Below are 12,211 nucleotides of genomic sequence, written 5' to 3'. Positions count from 1 at the left end.
ATAAAATTTATTACGATTTCCTATCGCTTTCCTTTATCTTTGTAACATTTATTATCGGATTAGTATTCGAAAAATACGCTATCCAACCATCAAAAACCATTCTTACGTTCTATGCATATCTCTAAAAAGAAACCTAGTTTTCCTATTTCTGAAAATCTACGAAAATACTTAGAAGATTATGATCGAGCGACTGATTTACCTATTTCTTATAATGATTTAACCAATTGGTTTGAGTCGGCTGCTATCTACGATAACAAAGGAAACGACACCCTTTGGGAATCCGTGTTGTACCACCCTACCTTTCAAGATGAAATCGAAGCAGCTTTGACCTATATTTATGGAAAGCTCAAAACAGATGGAAATATGTCTGTAATCGAACATCTTCGAGTCAGCCGAATTGATTACTGTCTGTTTGGAAATTCAAAACCATTCCGAATTCGTATCGTAAATACGTTAAACGACAACCACGATTACTTCTATATCAAAAAGGCAGATGCATCACGAGTATATGGTCTGGAGTTAGAGCATATTCTGAGTCCCAATCGTTTAGATTTTATTGTCGACAAAAACACCTTGGTTGAAGAACACATTCCTGGAATTCCTGGTGATTCTTTTCTGGATTACTATATAGAAACGCCTTCTTTTTTAAAGGGATATGCTGCTAAGGAGTTTGTGAAATTTAACGAGCGATGTTTTGTCATGTTATTGGGTGATATGCGTTCTTATAATTATGTGGTTGATGTAACACCTGACTTTGACAAGGAACAGTACAGGGTTCGTGCCATTGATTTTGATCAAGTTTGTTATGAAGGACGCAAGAATCATTATTTGCCACAATTTTATAAAGAAAACTATAAAATCGTTAAATTCTGTATGGAGGCACTGCATCCTACAACCGTTAACCAATACAAACACGAAGAGCGTACTTTGATGAAAAAAAGGTATCAAGTCGCACAAAAACGAATCAAGCGCTTGCTCAATAGTATGTCCAAAGACACCTTATCCACTAAAGAAAAGCGTCGTTCCCTCATCAAAGATTTAAACCTTTATCACAATACCAATAAATTTTCAAGAATGAACTCTATGGGCAAAATTTTGCGATTGCACATGACATTGATGCTAGGAAAGCCCAAACCTAAAAGAATTACAGGAAAAATTAGTTATAAAAAGTTATAGCTTCAAGAGCTGTAAAATAGGTTATTGTCTTGCAAACCAAGTTATCTTTTTTTGATAAGATCGTATGAACTTATACTGTACCGACTGAGTGTGCTTGGTTTGGTAATAACTCCTTGTGCACTTTCTCTTGGTTCCTTCTCTCAATCCTTAAGCACTTTCGTTGATTCCCCTATAAGTATTCAGTCGCTTTAATACACGCATCTATCAATTGTACACTTTAGTAGAAATTGAATTCAAATCTGGTATTTAGTTTGTATATTTGATCAATACAATGCGTTATAAGAAATCTCAAAATTTCATAGCCCATTCATTTATTTCAACAAGAAAAATAACACCATGAAAAATAGTTTTTTCATCCTTGCCTTTTTAAGCATTTGTTATACAGCAACTGCGCAATTAAAAGATATTACTATTCCTCAAATCTGGGAAGACTATAAGTTTTACCCTAAAATGGTTCCTGGATTTAATTTCATGAATGATGGTAAACATTATTCGGTTCAAAAGAGCAGCGAAATTATCCAATATGACTTGACTTCTGGCGAACAAACACAAGTCATTTATAGTGCCAAGGACATCAACTTTTCTAGCTATACTTTTAGTGCTGATGAGAATAAAATTGTTTTAGAAACAGATAGAGAGCAAATTTATCGCCGTTCCTCTAAAGCTAATTTTTATGTTTGGGATCGAAAAGCAGAAAAATTAACCCCTGTTTCTAAAGAAGGCAAACAACGTTATGCAACATTGGATGCTAAAGGAAACAAAATTGCTTTCGTTCGTGGCAATAACCTATTTTACAAAGAAGTGAACGCCTCTAAGGAAGTTCAAATTACAACAGATGGAGCGCAAAATAAGATTATCAATGGTGCAACAGATTGGGTGTACGAAGAGGAATTTGCAATGTCTAGCGCTTTTGTATGGTCTCCTGAAGGTACTAAAATTGCCTTTTTACGTTTTGATGAAACAGACGTTAAGGAGTTTACTTATACATCTTATAACAATGAGTTGTATCCTATTTATAATACCTTCAAATATCCCAAAGCAGGAGAAAAAAATTCGGATGTAACGGTTCATATTTATGACTTGGCAACAAAGAAAACAACAAAAGTACAAGTAAAAGGAGAGAAAGATCAATACATCCCTCGTATTAAGTGGATTGATGACAATCAACTTTGTGTGACTCGCCTCAATCGCCACCAAAATGATTTGACCTTATTAATCGCCAATCCTAAAACAGGCAAGACAAAAGTTTTGCTACACGAGGAAAACAAGTACTTTATTGATGTACATGATAATTTGACTTTTTTAGATAATAATGAGTTTATTTGGACGAGCGATGACGATGGCTTCAACCACATCTACCTTTACAATATGAAGGGCAAAAAAATACGCCAATTAACCAAAGGTGAATTTGACGTCATTCGCTTTTATGGTATTAACAAGACCACCAAAGAACTATTCTTTCAAGCAGCAGCAGAAAGCGCTATGAATAGAGGGGTTTATAGCACAGCACTGTCAGGTGGCAAAATGAAAGCTTTACATACAGAAAAAGGAGTTAATAAGGCACAATTTAGCAGTACGTTTGATTACTATGTCAATACGTATTCTAATGCAACGACTCCTCCTACTTATAAAGTTTATGAAACTAAAAACAACCAACTTGTTCGTACCATAGAAGATAATCAATATCTGAACAAGCAACTAAAGGAGTATAACATGGGCAAACATAGCTTCTTTGAATATACCAACACCGATTCAGTGGTGCTGCATGGTTGGATGATTAAGCCTGCTAATTTTGATCCAAACAAAAAATATCCTGTCTTTATGTATGTATACGGAGGGCCTGGTCGCCAAACGGTCATGGACGAATGGGGCGGTCAAAACTATATGTGGTTTCAAATGTTGGCTCAACAAGGGTACATCGTTGTCTCGGTTGATAATAGAGGGACAGATGCTCGTGGAGAAGCATTTCGTAAATCTACTTATATGAACTTGGGTGGACTAGAGACAAAAGATCAAATTGAAGTCGCTAAATTTTTCGCCAATCAATCCTATGTCGATCCTAATAGAATTGGAATATTTGGATGGAGTTTTGGTGGTTATTTATCCACCTCTTGCCTAGCCAAAGGAGCTGATGTTTTCAAAATGGCAATTGCTGTAGCTCCTGTTATCAACTGGAAATGGTACGATACCATCTATACCGAACGTTTTATGCGTACCCCTAGCGAAAACGATAAGGGATACGAAGATAACTCTCCCATCAATTTTGCAGGACAGATCCGAGGCAAATATCTCTTAGTACATGGAATGGCTGATGATAACGTGCATTTTCAAAACGCAGCTGAAATGGCAAGGGCTTTGATCAACAAGAATATTCCTTTTGAAGAGGCTTACTATCCCAATAAAAATCATGGCATTTATGGTGGGTACACTAGATCGCACCTATATAATAAAATGACCAACTTTGTTCTAAACAATTTGTAAAATAACAATTATCGTTTCTAAAAGTAGGAGAAGCATTCGTTAAAGGGGCTTCTCCTACTTTTTTTTAGAATGACCACAATCATCTCTAGAAGTGACTTTTATCAACAATTTGCACCATCTCATAACCTATCTTTGAGTTATTAATTAATGCAAAAACAAACAAGTCATGAATACGATAGCTGCAAAAACCGAACATAAGACATTACCTCAAAAAGATGTCACTACTAAAACAGCAACAACAACTACAACCAACAGAGGTATTATTGAACGATACTTGGATTTTTGTGACAATCAAATGAAATATAGAATGACTTGGTTCTTATTTCCTGCTTTAATTCTACCTTGTTTGTTTATGCCTCTAGCTATCTATACAATGCTAAATTTTGGTGGAGCTGGAATTGGATTTTCTATTTATCTATTTGGTGGTATGTCACTGTTTATAGCAGGCATGGTTGCCAATGTAGGTAATTTGACAACTCGAGTAACGATTTCTTTATTTTTTGCTGCTGCGTTGTGGAATATCTTATTTCCTCTTATTAGTGTTATGATGGGCTAGATACACAGTCTGCTAAGTTTAATAAGAAATAATTTTGTAATTTTTAGAGCCCTTTCGAGGGCTCTTTTTTATTTATAAATACATTTTTTTGTTTCAAAATTTTCAAAAAACACCCTAACAAACCTCCAAAAACACTATCAAATTTATTTTTTGCACTTTTTAAAACATTTTGTTTTTGATTTCTTTTATTTTTAAAACATTTTGTTTTACATTTGTAATGTGATAACAAAAAGACATTATAGACAATATAAAATGCATTAATTATGATGATAGTAAACAAAAATTTGCCCGTAGTGGTAAAACAAGCCGTTGATGATAGTCTACAAAGAATCAAAAATCTAGCAAAGCAACTATGGCTGCGTGTCGCATTCTTTATTTTAATTGTTTTGGTATTAACGCAGAAAGAATTTAGCTTCCAATTTACCATTGGCAATGGGACAGCTCAACAAACAGCTAGTGTTGTCGAAACACCTCCGCCATCACAAACCCCACAAAATACTGTAGCTCCTTATGCTACAACAGTATCTAGTACAACTGCCTCTAAAGACAAAAAATGGTGGGAAACCATTCGTGACGAAAGCAAAGATATTCGCTCTCAAATGAATTTAGCCAATGCTGCTACAGCAGTAGGTAGTGCTTTAACAGAAGAACAAAAGAAGAAGGCTGCTCAATACTCTAACTTAGGTTTTATTTTGAATCCCAACTTTGCAAAAAAACACAACGTAGATCCACAAATTGTAGCCGTTAAAAACAAGATTTGTACAGATTATATTGCTAAATATAGTGTAACAGCCAAAGAAGAAGCGGATTTGTTCAATATTCCTGCTAGCATCACCCTAGCACAAGGTTTGTTAGAGAGCAATGCCGGCAAAAGCTCTCTTGCCGCCAAAGAAAATAATCACTTTGGAATCAAATGCCGTAAAAAATGCCTTGGTTGTCGTTGTGCCAATTATACCGACGACAGTCGATACGATATGTTTAGAATTTTTGACTCTGCTTGGGAGAGTTTTAGAGAACATAGCAAGTTATTATCTAACACTCGTTACAAACACTTATCTAAATTAAAACGCACGGATTATAAAAACTGGGCACATGGTCTACAAGCAGCAGGCTATGCAACAGACAAAAGGTATGCATCCAAATTGATTGCCATTATTGAAGCATTGAATTTGGATCGATTTGACAAATAATTTTGATGGGCTACTATAATCTTTTTATACTATGATGATCCAAAAAATAACACGTTACTTTCAAAGGATAGGAATTGATTTTATAACGGACCCTGATCGCCAGGCATTGAGTTTTGATGTCAAAACGCCTGAAGGAGAATGGCAATGCTTAATTTTGGTAGGCAATAAAACTAAAAATAGCACGACCAATAAACGAGCGCTCCACAGCGGCATCGGTTTATACTCTACCCATCCAATGAAAGTTCCTCTAACCCTACGCAATCAAATGGCTCTTTTTTTAATGTGCTTAAATAGTGATCGTGTTTTTGGAAACTTTGAGTTAGATCCAGATTCTGGCGATTTGCATTTCAAGACCTATATTGATTTTGAAAATCGCTCATTCTCAGAAAAAACAGTTGAACGAAATTTATTGATCAACATTTCTATTATGGAACAGCACCTACAAAAAATAACCAAAATGATCAAGTGCGCTTAAAAAATTAAAAGCCAAGCTACTACAAATAACAGGTAGGCAACTTTTAAGCCCTTTTTTGCTTCTATTATAGGCAAAAAGGGCTTTCTTATTATTATTTTCGCTAATATTTCCAACCTTTTGACTATGGGGGACGTCCTATAAGAATCTTATAAAAATATTAACAGGTGTTATACAAAATAAAATTCCGAAAAAAAAATGACACCCATGCAACATTTAGACAAAAGGTTGCGTTTTCCATATAGTAGCAAATTTAATTTCAAACAGTTTATTTTTGAAAAATAAAACGACCCGGAAAATGAAGCATCAAATTACAAAAGAAGATTTAGTTCGTGATATTTATGGAGAAACTGATTATTTAGAAAAAATGGCTATCCAAAAAGCAAAACATTCTGATTCTAAAATCAAGGAAAATCACAATGCTTTAAAAAAAGCACAACAATTATTAGATGCAGTCGATATCCAACCACCTAGTTTTGTGGTCCAAAATATTTTAAATTACAGCAAAAGTTCTGAATTTGAAGCAGAGGCTGGATAAGAGTTGCTAAATCATCAAATCAATCTAAAAAAGGCTACTACTCCTTGAGAGTAATAGCCTTTTTTCTTCGTACGGTTACGTTGTTGCTTATTTGGTAGTCTTATTTTTTCTTATCCATCTTATTAACAATCTCCTCTACTTCCTTGGTCAACTTTTTCAAATCTTCTTTGGTTTGCTCCTCATCTATATTTTCTCCTTCTTTTGATTGTTCTACTTTTTCCTTAATTCGTTTGGTTTCTTGTACCAAATCCTGAATTTCGTCTTGACTATCCTCGCTCTTAGCTTGTTCTCGCAATCGATCCAACAAGGCTCCTAATTTATCAATAGAATCATCATAAGTACCTTCTTTAAATTTTCCGCTTTCGTGCTGAAAAATATTAAATATCCCTTGTACCGTTTCCTTAGCATTGCTAATGACCTCTTGCCCCATGGCTTGTTCTTGCTTCGTTCCAAAAAATTGAGTGTAAACTACCCAACCTACAATAAAAAAGAATACAAGACTTATTAACTTACCAATCATAATTACAGTTCGTTTTTATCAATTATTTACGTGCATTACACACATTCAACTTAAATTTCAACAATTAAAAAAAAATTAAAGTTCAACTAGCTTCAAAGACTATAATCGTCCTTTGGGTTGCTCTTTTTTATTCTTTCTTTGCTTGCGCTTATTGGGAGTAAATAAATAAGCTCTATCCTCATCGCTTATAAATGGAATTACAATTGAAACATTAAATCCAAAATGACTCATATCATCTTCTATTGCATCCATAGCAACGTTGGGCGTTTGGTTGAGCTCTGCTTCAAAATTACCGCTTTCTAAATAAGCATGTAACTGATAATAAGGGCGAATTCTCAACAAGTAGTAATACTTATCTCTTTGAGATTTTTTTAGCAAGAATTTAATTTTGATGGCATAATCAATGTAAAACTCAGGGGCAATAACATATTTGTTAACAGGTGTCTGATAATCTCCTCCAAAAGAATAACGAATTCGTTGAGCCCCCAAGTGCATTGCAGCGCCAAAAGTAAAATAATGTTTAGGAAAAGGTTTGACCCCTGCTCGTGCCGTAGCCGACATATAATTGGCTACTACCTCTGCACTTTCTTTTAATTGATTAGGATTCGTACTTTTTTGACTAGAAACTAAATTTCCAAATCCTAGCTCTAAAACGGTATACTTGCTGTATTTTCCTGCTCCAAAACGATAGCCATGAAAGTTGTTTGTCAATGGTCCTATCGTGTGACTTTCTCTAGCATTAAAAGCATCTATCACCGCATTGGAGCCTTCCATATTTATTGCGCCATAATTATAGCCACCAAAAATATAATATTGCCCAAAAGAAGTGGGAATTACAAAAAAACAGAAAATCAGTACAATATAAATGCGTGTCATTTTAACTTGATTTATTAGTGATACTCACAACATGAATTTGATATAAGAATGTTTTTAATTCTTTTCTTACACAAATTTTAATTGTTGATTATCAATATTGGGGATAATATTTTTTATCATTACTTTGTCAAAACCATACAGTAGTAGCATAAAAAACTAATTGACAGCCAATTAAACTTACACCAATAGCACAAAGGCACTGCCCATGGAATAATCAGCAGAGTATTATTTTACAATAGTAGTCGTCCAGAAAAATTCTACAAACCACGAAGTAACACATAGGTCTGCTATAAATCATCTGTTAAGCTTTTTCTAAATACGAGTTGGGCAAATATACACAATTTATTGTACAAGAAAATCACCTAAGAGTTAATAAACAAGACCTTAGCACATAGCCTTAGTTCTCATTCTAAATAATCTCCATATTCGACAGAGCAATTAAGACAATTGCTGCTATTGACAATAAGATGCCGACCATGTTTAGCTTAGACAAATGCTCTCTAAACGACAAATACCCTACCAAGGCTGCTCCAGTTACAATTATAATATTACAAGAAGAATAAACCACTGAACCATCCATGCCACTATCTAAAGCATTTAGCATAAAATAAATGGAAAAATAATTGGGTACACCAAGTATAATTCCTCCTATGATATTTTTAAGTTTAATTTTTTCTCTAAAAATTATCAAACCAATCATGCCTACTACTCCTGCATTAGCAAATAAAATAATGGACTCATTGGCAGGTTTCATTTCATGAACAGCATGCAAATATTGTAATAATATTTCAATCAATGAACTTACTAGAAAGATAGATACTGGATAGAGTATTAACCATTTAGAAGATTGATTATCTCCTTCTTGAGTCTTTTTTACTTTTTTATCTGGAATATTAATAAATACAACTGCAGAAAGGGCCAATAATATTCCTATTATTTTAAAGACATCATAGGGTTCACCATAATATAAGATAGCAAATGTGGCCGAAAGACCTAAAGACATTCGTTGTGCAACGGATGTAACTGCCATACCAAAATGAGTAACAGTTCTACTAATAAGGTTAAACCCACCCATAAACAAAAAACCAAGCCCAATCATAATAGGAAACCAAGGTTCCGTAATCATATTTTTTTCAAAAGGGACTGCCCCTAATGTAAGACAACCTGTAATAACGCAAATAAGATAGTTAAAAACAATCGCTTGATAACGATTTATTGAGTAGCGGTCGAACAACTTAAAAATAACCACAATGGTTATCGAGCAACTCGCTGATAAAAGTAAATAGCCCAAGATTTATTTTTTTTGTATTAAGAAGTTTGTCATCTGCTCATTTCACAATCTCTCACTAGACATAACTAGGTTGTCACTCGCCTATTCGTGAGTTTTATGACTTAGATTCGTTATGCTAGTACACAATTGCCCTTAGCAGATTATAAAAAATGAAGTTTTCTTTGTTAATACGCTGTTGCTTTTTTTAGGTTTTTAGGCTCAAGACAAAAACACATCTAACTAATAACCAAACCAATACATTTTTTCTTCAACAGAGTAGTGCTTGTGAATATTTCAATTTAAGATTGAATATAACTGGTGTCGTTTTGAGTAGCATTCACATAAGTTTTAACCCAGTTATCCCCTAATGGTTCTTCAAACTGTAAATATTGAGTTGGAATTTTTGGCGCAATGACTCCTTCTCCAAGACATAAATTGCTACACAGAACTTTGGCTTCGTCCCACAAATTGGCAGCTATAAAACCTTGTAAAAGCTGTTGCCCTCCTTCAATCATGACAGATTGTATTTTTTGCTCATATAGGTATTCCAATATTGAAGGCAATAAGTTTTCATCAAAATCTAAAGTTACATAGCGAACGTTCTTTTGACTTGCCTGCTTTTTTTGTGCTGTAAACACCCAAGTTTCGATAGAACCATCAAACAAATATAAATGATCAGGTAAGCGTAATTGTCGATCTAAGACCAATCGAAGTGGAGATCGACCGTAAAACAAACGATTATTGAGTTGAGGGTTATCAATTAAAGCAGTATTGGTTCCTACCATAATAGCCGTTTCTTCACTTCTCCACTGATGCACCAACCGTTTGCTCAATGCATTGGAAATCGCTATCTCCTTAGAGGGATCTCCCATAAACCCATCTTTAGATTGGGCAAATTTTAATAATATATAAGGTCGCTTTTTTTGAACGTTGGTAAAAAATCGTCGAACTACCCAAGATGCTTCTTGCTCTAATATTCCTACCACCACCTCAACATCTGCGGCTTTGAGTTTTTGAATGCTTTGCCCCGCAACTTTTTCAAATGGATCTTTGCAAGCAATCACCACTCGTGGAAACTTATGTTTTAGAATAAGCTCTACGCAAGGAGGTGTTTTGCCATAATGAAAGCAAGGCTCTAGCGTAACATAGATGGTAGATGCTGCCAATAACCTTAGGTCTTCAGGGCGTACAGAAGCTACTGCATTCACCTCTGCATGTCCTTCTCCACAACGCTCATGATAGCCTTCTCCTATAATTTTATCTTGATGCACAATAACAGCGCCTACCCTTGGATTTGGGGCATTGTGACCGCCTGCTCGATTGGCCAATTCAATGGCACGTTGCATATATAATTCGTCTTTTTCTTTCATGCTGCAAAAATAGAAAAAGCCCACTTGAAAATCAAGGGGCTTTTATTTTTTATTCTAGTATTTTGTCAACAGCTTCTATTTATTTGATCATATCAAAACCTGTGTATTTTTGCAATACTTTAGGAATTTTAATACCATCTTCTGTCTGATTATTCTCCAACAAAGTCGCGATAATACGAGGCAATGCCAATGCAGAACCATTTAAGGTATGCGCCAAGTGGTTTTTACCATCTTCTCCTTTATAACGCAATTTCAAACGATTGGCTTGGAAAGTTTCAAAATTAGAAACAGAACTTACCTCCAACCAACGTTTTTGTGCCGCAGAATAGGTTTCAAAGTCATAGGTTAAAGCAGAAGTAAAGCCCAAATCTCCTCCACACAATAACAAGATGCGGTATGGAAGTTCTAGTTTTTTCAACAAACCTTCTACGTGATTACACATTTCGGTAAGCGTATCATACGATTTTTCAGGATGTTGAATTTGTACCAACTCCACCTTTTCAAATTGATGCAAACGATTCAAACCACGCACATGCGCTCCATAAGAACCAGCTTCTCTTCTAAAACAAGGCGTATGACCTGTTAATTTTACAGGAAAATCCTTTTCTTTTAGAATCACATCTCTATAAATATTCGTCAGAGGAACCTCAGCTGTTGGAATTAAATACAAGTCATCGTTGCCAATGTGATACATTTGACCTTCTTTGTCAGGCAACTGACCTGTTCCACGAGCACTATCTTCATTTACCACATAAGGTACTTGGTGCTCAATATATCCTGCGTCTTGTGCTTCATCCAAAAAGAAACTAATCAAGGCACGTTGCAGTCTTGCCCCTTTACCTATATAGACGGGAAATCCAGCACCGGTAATTTTAGCCCCCAATTCAAAATCAATTAAATTGTACTTTTTGGCTAGTTCCCAATGCGGTAATGCTGTACCACTAACTTCTGGCAAATCTTGTCCCCAATCTTGCTGTACTTGATTGTCCTCATCTGAATTTCCAGGAGGAACGATTTCATTGGCACAATTGGGCACTTGCAACATCAAATCTTCTAATTGCGCTTTTATTTCTGTCAATTCATGTTTAAGACCGGCATTGATGGTTTTTAGCTCACTTCCTCGTTTCTTTTTCCCTTCTGCTTCTGCACCTCTACCTGTTTTATACAAATCCTTGATTTCAGCTGCAATTTTGTTTCCCTCTGCCAAATGTTCGTCCAATTCTTTTTGAAGGCTTTTGCGTTTGGAGTCTACTTGTATGATTTGGTCTAGAATAGAGAAATCTGTAAAATTTCTTATTTCTAAACTTTTGATTACTTTCTCTTTGTGTTCTCGAATAAAACTAACTGGCAACATTTCTTTTTATATTTATAATAGTATATAGTACGAGCTCCATTGCTCTATGTTAAGCTTCTTATTTTGAATATGCTTAAAAACTGTTTTTCTCAACTCATTTTTTAAACTATACTCTTGCGTTTTGATCCTTTTTGGACTTCAAAAAAGACTTTTTTTTAATTTTTTATGGATTAAATATAACTTATTACGAAGTTAAACGTTATTTTGAATAAAAATAGGTTTATTTAAGTATAAAATCCTGTTAATTTAGTTCTAAATCTAATATTTTTGCAAATATACTATTTGAATTCAAAAATTAAAGTGTACTTTTGCATCACTAAGTCAAGTAAAATCGACTTCCCTCAAAAAATCGTTAACCTCCCACTGTTATCAATTCAAAAAAATCATTTCTACATAGCTTGTAAATTT

The 12,211-nt window shown here is 34.6% G+C and carries 11 protein-coding genes; 6 read left to right on the top strand and 5 right to left on the bottom strand.

The genetic code is table 11. From position 1 onward, the window contains the following. Positions 1-111 precede the first annotated feature (111 nt). The 6 genes from CG11_RS16930 to CG11_RS16900 all read left to right on the top strand — a co-directional run bounded on the left by CG11_RS16930 (position 112) and on the right by CG11_RS16900 (position 6,413). Positions 112-1,176 carry a hypothetical protein gene (locus tag CG11_RS16930; RefSeq protein WP_052597989.1) on the top strand — a complete coding sequence of 355 codons (1,065 nt, stop codon included), beginning with the start codon at positions 112-114 and terminating at the stop codon, positions 1,174-1,176. A gap of 336 nt (positions 1,177-1,512) precedes the next feature. Then, a complete protein-coding gene (locus CG11_RS16925) occupies positions 1,513-3,657 on the top strand; it encodes a S9 family peptidase (RefSeq protein ID WP_052597988.1) in 2,145 nt (714 codons plus the stop codon). 166 nt (positions 3,658-3,823) lie between these two features. Then, positions 3,824-4,213: a hypothetical protein gene (locus CG11_RS16920; protein WP_052597987.1), complete on the top strand. Its 390-nt coding sequence runs from the start codon at positions 3,824-3,826 to the stop codon at positions 4,211-4,213. Between the two features lie 263 nt (positions 4,214-4,476). After that, on the top strand, positions 4,477-5,403 hold the full coding sequence (locus CG11_RS16910; RefSeq protein ID WP_231512808.1) for a glycoside hydrolase family 73 protein: 927 nt from the start codon (positions 4,477-4,479) through the stop codon (positions 5,401-5,403). 31 nt (positions 5,404-5,434) lie between these two features. Further along, positions 5,435-5,878: a hypothetical protein gene (locus CG11_RS16905; RefSeq protein ID WP_052597984.1), complete on the top strand. Its 444-nt coding sequence runs from the start codon at positions 5,435-5,437 to the stop codon at positions 5,876-5,878. A 295-nt stretch (positions 5,879-6,173) separates the two neighbouring features. Beyond that, the gene (locus CG11_RS16900; RefSeq protein WP_052597983.1) at positions 6,174-6,413 is read left to right on the top strand and encodes a hypothetical protein; all 240 of its coding nucleotides are present in this window, start codon (positions 6,174-6,176) and stop codon (positions 6,411-6,413) included. A gap of 100 nt (positions 6,414-6,513) precedes the next feature. Here the strand turns inward: CG11_RS16900 and CG11_RS16895 are convergent, their stop codons facing one another. The 5 genes from CG11_RS16895 to serS form a co-directional block, all read right to left on the bottom strand. Continuing rightward, a complete protein-coding gene (locus tag CG11_RS16895; RefSeq protein ID WP_052597982.1) occupies positions 6,514-6,933 on the bottom strand; it encodes a hypothetical protein in 420 nt (139 codons plus the stop codon). Positions 6,934-7,032: 99 nt separating this feature from the next. After that, positions 7,033-7,809 carry a hypothetical protein gene (locus CG11_RS16890; RefSeq protein WP_052597981.1) on the bottom strand — a complete coding sequence of 259 codons (777 nt, stop codon included), beginning with the start codon at positions 7,807-7,809 and terminating at the stop codon, positions 7,033-7,035. A 409-nt stretch (positions 7,810-8,218) separates the two neighbouring features. Beyond that, positions 8,219-8,935, bottom strand: a complete 717-nt coding sequence (locus CG11_RS16885; protein WP_052597980.1) for a hypothetical protein — start codon at positions 8,933-8,935, stop codon at positions 8,219-8,221. A gap of 443 nt (positions 8,936-9,378) precedes the next feature. Beyond that, complete coding sequence (gene ribD, locus CG11_RS16880) at positions 9,379-10,449, bottom strand: bifunctional diaminohydroxyphosphoribosylaminopyrimidine deaminase/5-amino-6-(5-phosphoribosylamino)uracil reductase RibD (RefSeq protein ID WP_052597979.1); 1,071 nt, start codon at positions 10,447-10,449, stop codon at positions 9,379-9,381. Between the two features lie 79 nt (positions 10,450-10,528). Further along, a complete protein-coding gene (gene serS, locus CG11_RS16875) occupies positions 10,529-11,803 on the bottom strand; it encodes a serine--tRNA ligase (RefSeq protein WP_052597978.1) in 1,275 nt (424 codons plus the stop codon). Positions 11,804-12,211 lie beyond the last annotated feature (408 nt).

Source organism: Aureispira sp. CCB-QB1, assembly GCF_000724545.1.
Classification (GTDB): domain Bacteria; phylum Bacteroidota; class Bacteroidia; order Chitinophagales; family Saprospiraceae; genus Aureispira.
The sequence above is the reverse complement of the archived record's forward strand: the minus strand, read 5'-3'. Positions and strand labels throughout refer to the sequence as shown.